The sequence below is a fragment of the Eubacterium sp. 1001713B170207_170306_E7 genome, assembly GCF_015547515.1.
Lineage (GTDB): Bacteria > Bacillota > Clostridia > Eubacteriales > Eubacteriaceae > Eubacterium.
Genome location: NZ_JADMVE010000004.1, coordinates 352,578 through 368,922 on the forward strand (window position 1 = coordinate 352,578; position 16,345 = coordinate 368,922).

Annotated in this window: 12 protein-coding genes; 3 read left to right on the plus strand and 9 right to left on the minus strand. The window is 51.2% G+C overall.

Annotated elements, in window-relative coordinates:
- Nucleotides 1–124: 124 nt before the first annotated feature.
- Nucleotides 125–3,595, minus strand: a complete 3,471-nt coding sequence (locus I2B62_RS12280) for a S8 family serine peptidase (protein ID WP_195269359.1) — start codon at nucleotides 3,593–3,595, stop codon at nucleotides 125–127.
- A 277-nt stretch (nucleotides 3,596–3,872) separates the two neighbouring features.
- On the opposite strand from I2B62_RS12280, the gene I2B62_RS12285 reads away from it, so the two are divergent.
- On the plus strand, nucleotides 3,873–4,649 hold the full coding sequence (locus tag I2B62_RS12285) for a PP2C family protein-serine/threonine phosphatase (RefSeq protein ID WP_243259508.1): 777 nt from the start codon (nucleotides 3,873–3,875) through the stop codon (nucleotides 4,647–4,649).
- A 132-nt stretch (nucleotides 4,650–4,781) separates the two neighbouring features.
- Entirely contained in the window at nucleotides 4,782–5,939 is a 1,158-nt protein-coding gene (locus I2B62_RS12290) for a glycosyltransferase (protein ID WP_195269360.1), read from the plus strand.
- Nucleotides 5,940–6,182: 243 nt separating this feature from the next.
- Here I2B62_RS12290 and I2B62_RS12295 read toward each other — a convergent pair whose 3' ends face one another.
- On the minus strand, nucleotides 6,183–7,073 hold the full coding sequence (locus I2B62_RS12295) for an alpha/beta hydrolase (RefSeq protein WP_195269361.1): 891 nt from the start codon (nucleotides 7,071–7,073) through the stop codon (nucleotides 6,183–6,185).
- Between the two features lie 166 nt (nucleotides 7,074–7,239).
- Between I2B62_RS12295 and I2B62_RS12300 the strand changes: the two genes are divergently transcribed.
- Nucleotides 7,240–7,767 (plus strand): TetR/AcrR family transcriptional regulator, encoded by a 528-nt coding sequence (locus I2B62_RS12300; RefSeq protein ID WP_195269362.1) that lies wholly within the window; start codon nucleotides 7,240–7,242, stop codon nucleotides 7,765–7,767.
- 87 nt (nucleotides 7,768–7,854) lie between these two features.
- Here I2B62_RS12300 and I2B62_RS12305 read toward each other — a convergent pair whose 3' ends face one another.
- The 7 genes from I2B62_RS12305 to I2B62_RS12335 form a co-directional block, all read right to left on the minus strand.
- Complete coding sequence (locus I2B62_RS12305) at nucleotides 7,855–11,127, minus strand: response regulator (RefSeq protein ID WP_195269363.1); 3,273 nt, start codon at nucleotides 11,125–11,127, stop codon at nucleotides 7,855–7,857.
- Between the two features lie 27 nt (nucleotides 11,128–11,154).
- Nucleotides 11,155–11,547 carry a LysR family transcriptional regulator gene (locus I2B62_RS12310; protein WP_195269364.1) on the minus strand — a complete coding sequence of 131 codons (393 nt, stop codon included), beginning with the start codon at nucleotides 11,545–11,547 and terminating at the stop codon, nucleotides 11,155–11,157.
- Between the two features lie 132 nt (nucleotides 11,548–11,679).
- Nucleotides 11,680–12,621, minus strand: a complete 942-nt coding sequence (locus tag I2B62_RS12315; RefSeq protein ID WP_195269365.1) for a DMT family transporter — start codon at nucleotides 12,619–12,621, stop codon at nucleotides 11,680–11,682.
- Between the two features lie 9 nt (nucleotides 12,622–12,630).
- Nucleotides 12,631–14,070, minus strand: coding sequence for a trimethylamine methyltransferase family protein (locus tag I2B62_RS12320; RefSeq protein WP_195269366.1), 1,440 nt, complete (start codon nucleotides 14,068–14,070; stop codon nucleotides 12,631–12,633).
- Between the two features lie 11 nt (nucleotides 14,071–14,081).
- Entirely contained in the window at nucleotides 14,082–14,708 is a 627-nt protein-coding gene (locus I2B62_RS12325) for a corrinoid protein (protein ID WP_195269367.1), read from the minus strand.
- 29 nt (nucleotides 14,709–14,737) lie between these two features.
- On the minus strand, nucleotides 14,738–15,535 hold the full coding sequence (locus I2B62_RS12330; RefSeq protein WP_195269368.1) for a dihydropteroate synthase: 798 nt from the start codon (nucleotides 15,533–15,535) through the stop codon (nucleotides 14,738–14,740).
- Between the two features lie 145 nt (nucleotides 15,536–15,680).
- A complete protein-coding gene (locus tag I2B62_RS12335) occupies nucleotides 15,681–16,328 on the minus strand; it encodes a cobalamin-dependent protein (protein WP_195269369.1) in 648 nt (215 codons plus the stop codon).
- Nucleotides 16,329–16,345: the final 17 nt, after the last annotated feature.

A 16,345-nucleotide genomic window follows, 5' to 3' on the forward strand; every position in this document is an offset into this window, starting at 1 on the left:
AGCTTGCAAGTGTTTATAATATCGAAAACTTTTTCTTCTGTCAACCGTTAATTTCAATTTCTGTTCAAACGGGATGCCGGAAAAAGAACGGTGCGCGAAAAGGGCTCCGCGCACCGTTTGTTCTTTAGTTCATGCGTTTTCTGTAAACCGCGCAGCCGCCCAGAAGCAGGGCCAGAAGCGCCAGGCTCAGGAGCGCCGCGTACTGCGGCTGACCGGTAATACCTGTGTTCACACCCGCGGCCTTGGCTGTTGAGCCGCCGTCGCCGGTGGGATCGGTTGTTCCGCCGCCGCTGATTTTATCACCCGGCTGGTCTACCGTATCCACTGCCGTGGCAGCAAACACGCGGTGTGCTTCGTTCGTGTTGGAGCCAGCCAGCACGTAGAAGTGCCCACGGTAAGCCGTAGCGGCTGGCGTAATCAAAGCACTGTCGGCAGCCCGCTTGCCATAAACCTCAAGGGCTGTTCCGCCCGAAGAGAGGGTGTAGGTGTCAGCGGTGTCGGCCTGGTTAATGCCTCCTGCCAGCAGGTAGCCCCCCTTAACCGCAGAACCGGCAAAGCCGTACTGCTGTTCCTGTGTGACGCCAGGCTGCTCGATGATACGGGTGCTGCCATCGGCTGCTACCAGCTCGACATCCTGCACAGCGCCCAGGTTCCATGCTGAAGCAATGCCGCCGCTGACCAGGTACTCACCGTTCTGGTAAGCGACCTGGGGGCGCGTACGCCCTGTCTTCAGAGTGATGCCCGTGTCGGTAAGTGCACCGCTTTCCACATTCAGTTCATACACTGTGCTGGCATCGCTGTTGGTACTCATATCAAATCCGCCAAAAAGCAGTACACGGCTGCCGTCGCCACCCATGCCGGGCAGCAAAACCTTATTCAGCGCTGCGGTCTGATCCTCACCATATTCCAGCTGCTGCCAGCTGCTGCCGTCGTAGAGCGCGAAATAATTCTGGTTGGTGGTCAGGTCGGTCCCATTGACCAGCAGCTTGCCGTTCCAGGTGGTGGCAGTAATGCTGGTGACCTGAGCGGGCAGTGCCACTGTGCTCCAGCTTTGTTTTTCAGGGCTGTAGCGCCAGATCATATCGGTGGTAGTACCGCTGATGAGGTTGCCGGTGGGCAGGTAGTACAGACTGCCGTCATAGCCTACCAGATGGCCGTTGTCCATGGTATAGAAGGCCTCGTCCTCGGGCAGGGGCAGACTGGTCTGATCGTAGTAGACACGGTCGGTCCGAGCGCCCAGCGCAAAGTGATCCTGGCCGGTTTTACCACTGTTGTCCACCACGACCTGGGTCATGCCGCCCGCAAAGCCCTCAGGCTTATCAACGATTAAAATCGTTTTGCCGTCGTCTTCGGTCTTTGTATCCTTAACCGCGGCGGCAGTGCCGCCCAGTGTCACGGTTGGGCTATTGCCAAAGAAGTACCCTTCAACGGTCACCGTGTTGCCGTCCTCTGACGCGCGGTTGATGACCGGGTAGGGATCGCTGGCTGCGCTCAGGTCAATCTGTCCGCCAGAGACGCAGAGGTCTGTAAAGTCGTTGCTGCGCTTTACACTGCCCACAAGGCGGGCAGCCAGGTTTTCGGCAGTCTGATCCGGATACTGGCTGGCCATAACCGCAGCGGCTCCAGCCGCTGCCGGGCAGGCCATGGAGGTGCCGTCCATATAGATGTAAGGCTGGGCGTCGCTCCCGATACCAAAGCTGTCCAGAACCACAGTGCCCGGCTGCGGGTCAAGCTTCATGCTGCCATGGTGGGCGTTTATTTTGCCTGTGACAACGGCGATCTGAACCGTAAAATGCTCGTAATCTGTATTCGCAGGCAGCTCTCCTGAAAAGGCCGCCCATCCGCCGTAAACACCAGCTGCCTGACTGCCTATGGATGCCCACTCTCCATCAACCGTTTGGACGCTAACTGCTGCTATTGCGGCTGCATCCACATTCTCGTTTTCAAGCACTGCTGCCCGGGCACTGAAGTAGCGCTTCTCGGACTGGTCCGCCTTTACAAGCGCGGAAAGATCCAGCGGTTCGCTCAAAATCCACTTGACTTCCTTGGACACATCCGTTTTCAGACAGCCCGGCCCGTCGTAATAGCTCTCACTCGAGTTTACCCACTGTGTATCTGAGAACTGCCAATAATTATCTTTATCTTCAAAATTTTCGTAGAAAAGACGTTTGGCGTCAAACTCGGCATAATACTGCTCGGCGCTCACCAACCCCTCATCTGTGCTTTGATTCTGATGGAAGGTGGAGAGTACCCGTGAGCCCGGCGCCATGACATCAGTGGTCCGCTGCCCATAGCAACTGAAGCCTGAACGGCGCCCCTGATAATCGGTGGAATCCACGATCACCGCATAAGGGTTATCCTTAAGGGCAGTGGCCATAAAGCTGGTGTTGTCGATGTCCAGATCACTGTTGCCCGAGGCAAAAACTGAAATGGCTCCCGCCTCACCCAGGGTCTGTACCGCCCGGCTCAAAGACTGGGACTGCCCGGCAATTCCCCAGGAATTGCTGACAACTCTCAGGTTCACATCTGCCTCACAGGCCTGTACCATATAGTCGTAACCCTTTAAAATGCCGGCCGTGTCATCTGGGCGCTTGACCACCATGATCTGGGTATCTTTTCCAATGCCCGACACGCCAAAGTCATTCCACTCGGCGCCGATGATGCCCGCACAATGGGTGCCGTGGCCGCTTTCATCGTCGTTGATATCCGTATCATCATCCCCGGATGGGTTGTAGCCGTGCGCTCCGCCGGGAAGATTTACATCAGCGGGTTTTGTCCACATTTTGCCTGTCAGATCTGGATTATTGACGTCCACACCGCTGTCAAACACAGCCACCACGGGATCTGTATTGGATGCGGCAGTATTCTGGTTGTTCCACGCGTCATAGTTCACGTCAAATCCAGATTCGCCGCCAAACTGCCCGATGTTGTCAAAGCCCCACTGGTAATCTGTCATGTTGAGAGCTTTGCGGTTTACCATATTGTCCGTGATCACTCTGGCCGGTGCTTCATCTGTACTCTCATCGGCTTCTGCATCGATCTTTTGGGATTCATCCTCTGTCTGAGCGGTGTTTTCTTCCTTCAAACTCAGATCCTCATCGTTGGCTTCTGGGGTTGTCTCTGGCGCAGCGGCTTCACCGACGGTAGACAGCGCCTCTGTCAACCCTTCTGCCAAGGCCGAATCGTCAATATATTCCTCTACCTGATAATTGGGCTCAGCAAAAACAACCTGGTCGTACGCTTCGAGCTCAGCGATGAGCTCCGCTGTGGTCCGGCTGCTGTCCCTGACCAGGGCCAGTACCTGCCCCTGGGGTTGTGCAGCGGCGCGCAGTCCGTAGGTCTGCGGCGAAGCAGCTTCTTCTTCCTGCCCGTCACTGACTGTCATCAGCACCTCGGCGCCAGCCAGCAGCTCCGGTACCGCGCTGCGGCGCAGCATGCCGGATGCGGGGGCATCCATACAGACAATGGCCTCGCCCTCGATGTAATCACCTGAGAGCGAAACCGCATCACTGCTATCCTCTGCCAGTGCCGAGGACGGCACCGCGCTGATAACCAGAAGACAGCTTAACAGCAGAGCCATTAATTTTTTCTTCATTTTTACATTTCCTTTCTTCTGCCGGAGGTCCGGTAAATCTATTCTGTTATTATATCACACCCCCTGTTCCCGCCCGAAACCGTTCGTCACGAGTTTTTACCGTTCATCACTTTTTCTAAATATTTTTTTAAATATTGAATTATTCCTTCTTTATCAAACTTTGCCCATTACTATCTGAAATTCTACTTTATAAAAGAACTTTATCATTAATTTTGTTTAAAAGGCGCATAGAGTATGCTATAATTCATCTATAAGTATATAAAGTGAGGTCAGAAATTTGGAATCCATCAAAGAATACAGCGAGCTAGTAAATCTTTTCGATAAACAACTGCAGTTTGCCCAGAATATCCAAAAGAAAATCATCCCTCAGCCCAGTGAGTTTATATCGGATATGTATCACCTTTATGCAATGCTCAAACCCTTCCGGAAAGTTGGCGGCGATTTTTATGATTTCCATAACCTGGACGACGACAAGGTCAGCCTGATTCTGGCCGACGCAACCGGACACGGCATCGACGCAGCCATGATCACCAGTATGGTCAAGCTAATTTATTCCTACGCCATGGAAAATGAGCAGGTGCGGGAGCATCCCAGCATGCTTATGCAGCGCATGGAGCGCGATATCGAGAAGCAGCTGACATCCACCTATTTTAGCGCCTTCGCGCTGGTTCTGGACCCCGGCGCGGGCACGCTGCGCTACGCCAACGCCGGCCACCCCTCGGCTATTCTGGTTAACGGCGGTATCACACTGCTCAAGCCGAGCCTGCCCCTCATCGGTCTGCACCAGCTCATGTCCAGCATCACCTATCAGGACATTACCGTTCCTTTTAAAAACGGCGATAAATTCATCATCTTTACAGACGGCCTCATCGACGCGCAGAACAGCCGCAATGAGCTTTTCTCCATGGAACGCCTGACCGAGATCGTAAAACAGCATATGGCCCAGCCCATCAACACCATCTGTCAGGAAATCCTGAGAGAGTACAACCAGTTTACCGAGGACACCGACGATATGGACGATGTCTGCCTGCTGGGCATCGAGTATGACGACTGAGTATTTCTGACGAAATTCTGAACAAATATTAACAATTTATGACGATTCGCTGTTTCTAATGGAACTCTAATAAAAGCCCGATAGAATAGACTTAACCGAAACGTAAGACTATGAAGAAGGAGGCGGAATCAGATGAATCGCAGCAAAAAAGTTTTAATCCTGACCTGTTCCCACGGATCAGGCCACAAAATGGTGTCCGCAGCCCTGAAGGACGCCTTTGAGCAGAAAGGCTACACTGCTGTTGTTCGTGATCTGTTCAATGAAACCAACGGGGTCGTCAATACCATTATCGAAAAATCCTATCTCCTTTCCTATAATATCGGCAGCAGCTTTTATAAAAAAATGTACTACGATATGGAAAAGGATGCTCACAGCAAATTTATATACAGGCTCTGGACGCTGACCGAAAAAACACTGCTGGATATGGTGGCTGAAATCCAGCCCGACTGCATTGTCAACACCTATCCCTACACAGTGTCCTCCATTCTGAAGAAGGCCCACTATCCGGACATTCCGGTTTATACAGTGGTCACGGACTTCTGTATTCCGGCTGCCTGGCAGCACGAGCACACAGACCGCTATTACGTGGCCTGCCAGAATGTGGAAAACCATCTGGTGGACTACGGTATCCCGGAGGAACACATCTTAAAAACCGGTATCCCCATCCGGGAAGCCTTTTACGGCCATTACGACCGGCACCATCTCCAGGAAAAGTACCACCTGGACCCGGACAAACGGACTCTGATCATCTGCGCCGGCACCTACGGCGTGGTCAAAAACCTGAAAACCATCTGCGAAAAGGCTGACAGCCTGCATAACCTGCAGACCATTGTGGTCTGCGGCAAAAACAAATCGCTCTATAAGGAGCTGTCCGCAGCCTCCTTCAAAAATACACAGATTTTTGGCTTTGTCTCCGACATTCACGAGCTTTACTACTGCGGTGATTTCATGATGACCAAGCCCGGCGGCATCACCCTGAGCGAAGCCGTAGCGACCCGCATGCCGCTGATCCTGCACAACCCGGTACCGGGCCAGGAGGGCGAAAACGCCGAGTGGTTTAAGAAATGCGGCGCTGCCATCATCACCCACACCACCACCGAGCTTCTTGTTGCCATTGAAGCCTTAAAGGACAACGAGGTCAAGCAATACGCCATGAAGAGCGCCCTGCGTAAAATGTACTACGGCCACTCTGCCGAGCGCATCACAGACGATATTCTGGAACAGCTGTCGTTCTCCGAACCGGCAGCCGCTTTTGAAGAAAACGCCCTTTTCCTTTTAAAAGAAAACTAAAAATAGAAATGTAATATACCAGTAAAATGCGTGTATAGCAGAGTTTTATTGATATTAAAGCAGCATAAAAGAGAAGCAAATGATTATAGCTTCTCTTTTATTATTCTGTCATTTTAACAGGAACATAGGCTAACTTTTTTGATAACCATTCTGCGGTTTGTTGAAAAACCATTTTTTCATTATCTGTAAACGAAGCTATTAAAACTTTCCCATAGTATCACCTGTCATTCATGTATCCAAAAATTATTTCACAATTTTATCAAAAAATCTAATATAATCTATGATTGCTTTATCAAAAAATTCGCCTATATAAATACCAAAATGCCCGCAATTGTATTCTTTAATCGTTGCTTTCTTTGAAAGTTTTGCACACTTTAGCGTTGCCTTTGCTGGAGCCAGAGTATCTTTTTTGCAAACTGCATAATAGATTGGTGATTCAATATTTTTTGTATATCTGCTAGGTGAATATTTGAGAAATTCTATAAATGTCCTTGCCGGTGTTTTGTTTACAAAATTTGAATTTTGAGGAATTTGCAGAAAAAATTCTTTGTAATCAGAAACAGCCATAAAAGCCAATTTCCCCCGCTTATCAGCTAATTTAATCATAACTGGATGATAACCTGTAACACATGACAAATAGTCAACTATGACGCAAGGCAATGCCTTTATGACCGATAATGGAGAAGCAGTTCTCATTGTAGCCAAGGTATTTGTATATGGACACTGAGCGATAGACGCAATAATATCCATTCGTTTGGATGAGAGTGTAATGACATGCCCTCCGCTGAAAGAACTTCCAAACAAAAGTGTTTTACCACCATCAACCCTATCATCTTTTTTGATGAAATCTATGGCAGAGTTCCAATCCATAAGTTGATCTTTCACATTAATTTTCTGTCTTTCGTTCCCATCACTTGCGCCAAAATTTCGATAATCGAATAGAAAGCAGGCATATCCAGCAGTAGCGAATTTTTCCGCATACGCGTCCAACCGCATTTCTCGTACCCCACCTAAACCATGCGCCATAACAATAACGGGACATTTTTTATCCACATTGGGCAGATAGAGCCACGCACTACACCTTGTTCCATTAGAATAAAAATCAATATCTCTACGAATAAACGGATTGTTCATTTTTTCCTCTATTCTCCTGCTTTATGCAAGTTTCTGTATGTACGAAGTCCGAATTGACATACAGATTAATTTTTGATATGATACATAATGTATCTGATACTAATTGTATCATTTTTAATGACTTAGTCAATCACCTAACCTGAAACAAAACAAGGAGAAATGTCCTATGGATAAAAGAAAAATTGCAAATCAAAAGGTAAAAGATAATTTATTAGAGGCGTTGATAGATTTAGCACAGCACGAAAAATGGTCTTGCATTACCGTAACATCCTTAATCAAAAAATCTGGCGTTGCAAGGTCATCCTTTTATCGCAACTTTTCTTCTATCGAAGATATTGTTGATTATGGCATTGCACAGATAAATGAAAGATACAATCAAGAAAATCCCTCGCCTGACGAAAATTTTCGGGATAAAAATCTAATGTATTTTAAATTTCGATTTTTCAAAGAACATGCAAATATTGTGTTAACTTTTCACCACGCACAAACACCTCAAAATTTGCTTACAATTATCAATGACTTTGTAGTTGATATTTATGGCGATATGCCCGTAAGCTCAATTTCCAAATATGAATTATACTATTATTCTGGAGCATTTTATAACATGGTCATTCATTGGTTAGAGAGTGGCGCCAAGGAAAGCCCAGAAGATATGGCAGAGGAATTTCTGCGGATAGCAAATGCACGATTCTAGGAATCAATCATAAAAAATGGAAGGTTTAATTTCCTATATAAAATTAAAAACGGAAGGCTGGAATGAGACTCCAGACCTTCCGTTTTTTTATGAGAGCTTTTTGAGCTCCTCAAAAAGCTTATTGATGTCAATGGGTTTGACCAGATAACCGTCCATGCCCGCACTCAAGGCCTGGCGTCGGTCTTCCTCAAAGGCATTGGCCGTCATGGCGATGATCGGCACAGCTCTGGCATCGCTGCGGTCCATTTCCCGGATGGCTTTTGTGGCGGCAAGCCCGTCCATCACCGGCATCCGGATATCCATTAAAACAGCGTTGTAGAAACCAAGGGGCCGGACCGCAAATCGCTCAACAGCCTCCTGGCCGTTTTCAGCCGTCTCCACATACACGCCTTGCATTTCCATCAGGGTTTTTGCAATCTCGAGATTCAGCTCATTATCCTCCACCAAAAGCACCTGAAGCCCATCCAGGCTGTCCGCCTGACGGCGTTCCTTGTGCTCGTTAGGTTCAATGTTGAGGTGCATAAAGGTGTCGTAAATCACCGACTGGAACAAGGGCTTGGAGATAAAGCTGTTGACGCCCGCCTGGCGGGCCTCCTCCTCAATATCACTCCAGTCATAGGCGGAGATGATGATAATGGTCGTATCCGGCCCCACCAGCTTCCGAATCTGGCGGGTCGTCTCGATGCCGTCCATATCCGGCATCAGCCAGTCGATCATAGCCACGTCATACTGTCCACCGGCCTCCATCGTCTTTCGTATCTCCTCGATGGCGCGAGCGCCCGAATCGACCCAGACCGGCGAGATGCCAATGTTCGACATGATGGCCGCTGTCTGCTCGCCGATCATGGCGTCGTCGTCCACCACCAGCACCCGGATATCCTTCAGGGCGTCCTCGGACATGCGGCGGCGTTTTTCTTCCTCGTTGTCATAGACCGGCTCCAGAGGCACGCTCAGCTCAAAGGTGGTGCCGCAGTCCTTTTCGCTGCTAACCGCAATGGTACCGCCCATAATCTGCACAATGTTATAGACAATGGACAGCCCCAGGCCGGTGCCGATTTTATTGCGGGCAGTTCCGGGGTTCTCCTGCTCAAAGGGCTGGTAAATCTTCTTCATAAATTCCTCAGACATCCCAACGCCAGTATCACTGACGCTGAGCCCCAGGTAAGCCAGCCCGTTTTCACGCTTCTGCTCCCCGATGTCCACTGTGATACGGCCGCCGCGCGCTGTAAATTTCACCGCGTTGGAAAGCAGGTTCATCATGATCTGGTTCAGCCGCAGCTCGTCGCCGATGTAAAAACGCTCCATGGGCTCGTGGTGGTGAATCACAAAATCAATCCCGCGCTCTCTGGTCTGCGGGTAAATGATGGTGTTGATCTCATTGATAAACTCGGCGAAATCAAACTTGCGCTTGGCCAGAATAATCTTTCCGCTCTCAATCTTGGACATGTCCAGTATATCGTTGATCAATGTCAAAAGGTAACGCGAGGAGGAGTCAATTTTCTCAAAGCAGTCCCGCACACGGTTGGGTGTATTGATCTTAAGCTGGCCGATGGTGCTCATACCGATGATGGCGTTCATAGGGGTGCGGATATCATGGCTCATGCGGGATAGAAACTCCGATTTAGCCTTGTTGGCTGCCTCGGCGGAAGCCAGGGCATCCCTCAGCAGTTTTTCCTGTCTTGCCTTTTCAGCCCGCTGCTCATCCAGCACCTTCATGAGGCCAATGACCAGCATGTCGGTGCTGTAGGGATTGTCAACCCGGATAACATGCAGCGATATCCAATGGTAATCGCCGTCGTCCCCCAGCATCTGCAACTCCATATAAGCCTCACGGTTTCCCTTGTCAAAATGCGCGCTCATGGCCTCTCTGGAAAGCATTCTGTTAAAATCCTCATAGTAGCCGGAATCGACTCTTTTTCCGGTCACAGCGATCAGATCGTCAAAGCTGCCTGTCTCCTCGAAATGAACCACGTTTTTTTCCTGGATAAAACACTCGTAGCTGTTCTGGGTCAGATTAATGCTGATGATGAGCGGATAGGCGGTACAGATAGCTGCCCGCAGAGACTGGTTCTCGATGAGCTGCTCCTGCTCACGCTCACGCTGCAGCATGCGCGTTTCGGTGATATCATTGAAAACTGCCTGAATAACCTCATCGCCATCGCTGTTGTTCAGCCGCTCCATGGACACACTCACAAAGCACTGCTCACCGTTTTTACGCCGTCCCTCCCGCTCGTAGGAGATCCTGCCGCCGTTTTGTGAAATATCCTCGACAATCTGTCTGAACTTATCCTGCTCTTCCTCCAGTACAAAGGGAAAGGGATCCTCTACCGAATGCCAGTATTCCTGCTCACCGTAGCCGTAAATCTCCCAGGCCCGGCGGTTCGCGTTAATGATTTTATGCTCAGGACTGGTTGTAAACTGGATGATGCCGCAGGGCACTGTGTTGTACAGCTGGGTCAGGAAATCAGCCTGGCGTTTATTCTCGATACTGGCCTGCTGGATCAGCAGATCCTGATTGCGCTGGTGTGTGATATCGGTCACCAGGCAGTAAATCACCACCTCGCCGTCACGGTCGACAACACATTTTCCGATATCCAGCACCCAGACCACAGAGCCGTCAGCCTGCCGGATCCGGTACTCTACCGAATAGGATTCATTTCGGTCCAGACAGGCCTTAATCTCACGCGCCACTCGGTCATGGTCCTCAGGCAGCACCATCGCCAGGGTCAGGCCGCCGTAAGCTCTGGCCAGGCTTTCCGGGCCGCTGTAGCCATAGAGCTGGCAGAGCCCGTCGCTGATCCATTTAGCACTGTAGCCCTCGTCCATATGGCAGATCGCCATGCCGCCTGGCAGTTGGGACATCATGAGCTCAATCTGCTGGTTCTTTTCCTGCAGCAGCTCCTGCAGGTTTTCGTAGGCCTCTCTGGCGGCCTTGACCGGGAACAGCTCATCGTCCTCGATGGCCGAAAACGGGATGGAATTGTGGATATGCGCACATTTCAGCTCCCCATCTATGCGCTTAAACACAAAGGTACAGCGCTGCTGCTCCCGCAGGCTGGCCTCTGAGCCCTCCGCGGTCTCGATCCGGCTGATCCCCTCACAGATATAACAGTCCTCTGACAGCTGCTCCACCACATACTCCTCTTCGCTCATGACACAGGGCAGCAAGTCTTCCTGGCCCTCCCTGAAGCAGGCGGCCACAGCCTCGGCGCCCTCCGCCTTCTGTAACTCGCCGCCGCCCAGCCATACGATGTTGGGCGCAAAGGTGGAGATCAAAAATTCGACATCACACTCACAAAAATAACGCCTGAGTATCTCATCCGCAAAGGCGATAATTTCTCTTTTTTCTTCCGTTGTCACAAAGTTTCCTCACTTAAATCAATGATATTATAAATCCAGGGGGCCGAAAAGCTCATCAAATATACGTCCGACCGCCTCCTGGCTCCGACGCTCAAGCTCCTGATATTTTGCCAGAAGCGTTTCCCCCTCCGGTGTCAGGCTGGCGCTTCCGCCGTTTCTTCCACCCTGTTGGCGCTTTGTAACCTGATAACCAAGCTCCTCTTCGATGGTGTTGATCATTTTCCAGCCCTTGCTGTAGGAGATGCCCATCTGCTCACAGGCCATCCGAACCGAATCCGTCTGTCTGATCTGCGTAAGCAGCTCTGCCGGACCCGGACCAAAGAAAATCCGCTCTCTGGCCAGCCGCAGCTTAAGCGCCGGATGCAGCTCGGCATCTGGCCCCTGCTCTTTCCGGCTCACCAATGTTTCTTCACGATTCATCTTGTCTCCTCTCCTGGCAAAAGGTTTATTTTCTTATTATATCATGTTTTTTATATTTTTGACAAAAGCTTGGAATTTATCTGCAAGAAAAAAGACACACTGAAATTTCCAGTGTGTCTCAGGCTTAATTTTTTATTCGACATCCACTTCCTTCAGGTCTGTCTCGACAACCATTTTACCTGCATCGTGATCCAGATTTTTCTGGTCCTTATTGAGGATCAGAACTGAAGCGATGATGATCACACCGCCGATAACTTGGTTAAAGGTGGGCATGGTGCCGTAAAGGATCACGCCGACCACGATCGTCACAATGGGCAGGAAATTCATAAACAGATTGGAAAAGGTAACGCCAATGTTTTTGATGGCGTAGATGTTCAGGAAATAGGCAAAGGTCGAGTTGAATACGCCGAGGATTACCAGGTTGATGAGGACGTCCCCTTTTACCAGATCGCCCAGGGCCACCGGATACAGGAACAGGAACGGCAGCGTTGTCACCGCGCCCACCACAGCCTGATAGTTCAGGACAACGGTTTTCTCATACTTGTCGGACACCTTATCGGCGATAAAGCAGTAAACCACCCAGGAGATAATGCTCAGCAGGCAGATAGCATAGCCCATAAAGTTGGTTTCAGCCAGGTCGCTGGGGTTGATGCCCATCAGGACATACACGCCCACCAGCGATACCACCACCGCCAGGATACTCAGCTTTGTCTTCCTGCGCTTAAAGAAAACAAAATCAATCATCAGCGAGAACACCGCCGCAAAACCAAAGAGCAGCGAGGAGACCGTTGCGCCGATGTACTTGACGCTCATGACTGTAAAGACATGGAAGAAGGTACAGCCCACGAGACCAGAGAGAATGACCATGAAGATATCCTTTTTCTCGATGTGCATATTCATCTTCTTAAACAGGTTATACAGCGTAAACAGCACTGTCATGATGGTGAACTGAAAGGCCACGATCACGGTGGGATGCATGTATTTGACAATGACATCCCGCGCGATGTAGGACACGCCGTAGATAATGATGACCACGGCCATGGCGATAAAGCCAAGGTTGCGTTTACTTTTCATCCTGCCACCTCATCGTTTGATGGCTTTCGCTTTTTCCAGCGCGCCGTCCGCGATGGCGTCGATCTTCGCGCATACCTCCGCATCCAGTAATGTGGTATCCTTGACCTGTTCCAGCAGCTCTACAGCACGCTCGGCACATTTTTCAAGCATATCTTTTCCGCCATCCTTCTGCCAGGACTTCCAGTTGCCGCGCTCGGTCAGATCGCCGGTCCACAGCTCTTTTCTGAAATTCTTGGCGGTGTGCTTGGCGTTCAGGTAGCTGCCGCCGTGACCGGTTTTACGGATATTGTCCAAGGCGATGCGCTTGTCGCTGAAGTCCAGGCCGCGCACCAGGCGTCTGAGCTGGGACATGCATTCGTTGGAGTAGGGCAGGTCCGCGTAGTCGACCACCAGGTCAATATCCAGCTGCATGGATACCAGGAAGTCTGTTGTCAGTGCACCGACAGTGCCGACCATGCCGGTTTCAAAGCCGGCCTGGGCGTCAAGCAGCTTGGCGTCACGCAGGTTGGTGGGCATCTTGGTCGGCAGGTCCAGATAGCGGCCCAGCTCAGCCATGATACTCTTCATGATGGCGGTTTCCGGCGAGGACATCGACACGCTCATGGTCTGCATGTCCATGCTGCGGACATAGCTGGAGTAGAGCACAGAAACGCCCGGGCGCACCAGCTGAGTCAGGGCGATACCCGCCAGGGTTTCCGCGTGGGTGTGGATAACGGCACTCTCAATCGTGATGGGTGAGGAGATGCCCAGAATCCCACCGGAGCTAATGACCGACGGCGCGTTTAACCGGCTGGCTTCCATGAGAACATTCAGCGGATTTTCATCCAGCTTCATCGGAGGTGAGGTCAGGACCCAGAAGGAGATAAAGGGACGGTCCTCAAAGGCCACGTCATCGCCCAGGGCCAGCTGCGCCATCTCAACAGCGTCGCGCACACCCTCCTTGCCGACGGCCCCGCCGGTAATATGCTTGGTGGTATTTTTGATGGTACCCGCCCAGGTATACCAGTCCGAGCTCTCCAGAGGCACATCCTGCGGCGTAATCAGGCCACTGGCAATGGAGACATTGTCCATGACCTCGAGGATTTTAGTCAGGTTCGTCAGATCCTGATCCGTGGCCGAACGCTTTGTCCTCGTGTATGGGTCGATGACCGAGGTAGCCATGGTCATGGCCGCCAGTGAGGGCAGGGCTTCATTGACCTTGACGTCGTTCTTCGGGTCTCTGCCGTAAAGGGTAAAGGTGTCCCGTTTGGGCACGGTTTTCAGTGCATCCTCAATAATTTTTCTCGGGATTTTGACAATCTCGCCCTCAACGGTGGCGCCGGCCTGTTCAAAATAGTCTCTCGCCTCCCTGGCGCAGAGCTCAATGCCCATGTCCTCCAGAAGCTCCAGTGCCAGATTATGAACGTATTCCAGATCCTTGTCGTTCAGATAACGTAATTCCGGTCGCATATTCTTACCCCCTATGCACTCAATAATTCTTTACAGAAAACCACAGCGGCCCCTGCGTCCTCGGCGTAGCCGTCCGCGCCGATTTCATGGGCAAACTCATCGCTGACCGGCGCGCCGCCTACGATCACTCTGGCGCTGCCGGCGCTTTGCTTGAGCAGCCGGACCGTTTCGCGCATGGCCGGCATGGTGGTGGTCAGCAGTGCAGAGATGGCGATGATATCCGCGTCCTTTCCGGCCTCCAGGAAGTTTTCCGCCGCCTGGTCGATTCCGATATTCACCACCTCAAAGCCAGAGCTTTCAAGCATCATGGCCACCAGATCCTTGCCGATGTCGTGCAGGTCTCCCTCGACGGTTCCGATGACAATTTTACCCAGAGTAGACACATCTCCTGCCTGCAGCTGTGGCTTCAGGTGCTTTAAGCCCAGCTGCATGGTTTCGGCGCAGAGCAGAACCTCCGGCACATAGAGCTCGCCGCTTGCCATCAGCGGCCCTACCTGGTTCATGCCCTCGATGAGCGCATCCGACACAATTTCCTTAGGTGACACGCCCGCGTCCACAGCCGCGTCAATCATTTCAACAATCTCTTCATCTTCCCCTTCAAGTACCAGTTCTCTGATTTTTTCAATATAGTTTTCCATGTTTTTTCTCCCTTATTATCCCTTATTTTTTATACAAGCAAGCCCTTCCGATGGGCCTTTAAATACTTCCGGCATCCCTTATCCCGGTTCAGCAGCGCCTCTCCGGCTGTGATCATGCTCATCATTTTGGCGTTTTTCGGATCAAGCACCGCGCCGTCCAGCCCCTCCGCCATACACATGGCCAGATAGGTGCGGTTGAGCAGTCCCCTTTCCGGTATGCCAAAGGAAATGTTGCTGAGGCCGCACATAAAATGTACCTCCGGATAAGACTCTCTCAGCGCCCGGATGGTCCGCAGGGCCACGTTGCCCATATCCGCGCCGGTGCTTACCGGCTGGATCAGCGGATCAATATAAATGTCGCCGACGGGGACCCCGTCCTTTTCCAGCTGCTCGATGAGCCGGCAGCCAATGCCGATCCGCACCTCTGCCTCAGGACTGATACCGTTGGCGTCGTCAATGAGCAGCGCCACGATCTTGGCCTGATATTCCTTTACCAGACCGATCATTTCCTGATACCTTCCCGCCTCGGCAGTAATGGAATTAATCATCGGTACCCCCTGGTGCAGTGCCAGCGCCGCTTTCAGCGCCGCCGGATCCGGGCTGTCAATACAGCAGGGCAGCTTAACGACCTGCTGGACTGTCTCGACGAGCCACGGCAGGGCCTCTACCTCCTCATCGACCAGCGTACCGCAGTTCACGTCAATATAGTCCGCCCCCAGTTCTGCCTGCGAAGCCGCAAGCTCCTGAATGGCCTCCGCGTTGCGCTCCCGCACAAATTCGGTAACCCCCTTCAGGCTGGTGTTAATTTTTTCTCCAACAATGATCAACGACTGTTTCCCTCCCTTTTCGTAAATTGTTTGTTTTGTTGGTATTATAATATCACCATTCCTGGACGCTAATTTTTGCATAATCCTGCTATTTATAGCTCAATCCTGCTATTTTTTAGATTTGCTTGTTTTTTAAGGGAAAATTTCAGGCTGTTCTCAGCTTTTTCAGTATCTTTTCCAACACCTCCTTGAGCTCAGAGGAATCCGGTGTGTAGTAATCCGCTCCGATATCCGCCGCAAAAGCCTCTGTCACAGGCGCGCCTCCCACAAAGATGATCCGGTTTTTTCGTAAATTTTCTTCTTCCAGACGTTGGATCACGGTCTGCATCTGGTTGATGGTGGTGGTGAGCAGCGCGGACATCATGAGAATCTGGGGCTGCTCCTTCTGCACACCCTGCACAAATTTCTCAGCCGACACGTCAATCCCCAGATCGATGATCTCCACACCCAGGGTGGACACCACAATCTTGATGATATTTTTGCCAATGTCGTGCAGATCGCCCGACACCGTGCCGATCATAACCTTGACCTGACGGTTCTTCACATCCGCCTCCAGATAGGGCTTGATGGTCTTGAGCCCGGCCTGCACCGCCCGGGTGGAGAGGATAACCTCCGGCACCAGCAGCTCCGCCTCGCGGAATTTTTCAGCCACCAGCTCAATGCCCTGAATCAGCCCGTTGTTCAGTATTTTTTCCGGCGGATACAGCTGTGCCACCGCCTCCCGGGTCAGCGTCACCACATCCCGGGTTTCGCCCTCCTCTATGGCTTTGTTAATCGCTTTGTAATAGTCCATTTCATATTCTCCTCTTT

Coding starts and splice junctions, on each gene's coding strand:
- I2B62_RS12280 (WP_195269359.1), bottom strand. CDS start 3,595: ATGAAGAAAAAATTAATGGCTCTGCTGTTAAGCTGTCTTCTGGTTATC.
- I2B62_RS12290 (WP_195269360.1), top strand. CDS start 4,782: ATGAATCGCAGCAAAAAAGTTTTAATCCTGACCTGTTCCCACGGATCA.
- I2B62_RS12295 (WP_195269361.1), bottom strand. CDS start 7,073: ATGAACAATCCGTTTATTCGTAGAGATATTGATTTTTATTCTAATGGA.
- I2B62_RS12300 (WP_195269362.1), top strand. CDS start 7,240: ATGGATAAAAGAAAAATTGCAAATCAAAAGGTAAAAGATAATTTATTA.
- I2B62_RS12310 (WP_195269364.1), bottom strand. CDS start 11,547: ATGAATCGTGAAGAAACATTGGTGAGCCGGAAAGAGCAGGGGCCAGAT.
- I2B62_RS12315 (WP_195269365.1), bottom strand. CDS start 12,621: ATGAAAAGTAAACGCAACCTTGGCTTTATCGCCATGGCCGTGGTCATC.
- I2B62_RS12320 (WP_195269366.1), bottom strand. CDS start 14,070: ATGCGACCGGAATTACGTTATCTGAACGACAAGGATCTGGAATACGTT.
- I2B62_RS12325 (WP_195269367.1), bottom strand. CDS start 14,708: ATGGAAAACTATATTGAAAAAATCAGAGAACTGGTACTTGAAGGGGAA.
- I2B62_RS12335 (WP_195269369.1), bottom strand. CDS start 16,328: ATGGACTATTACAAAGCGATTAACAAAGCCATAGAGGAGGGCGAAACC.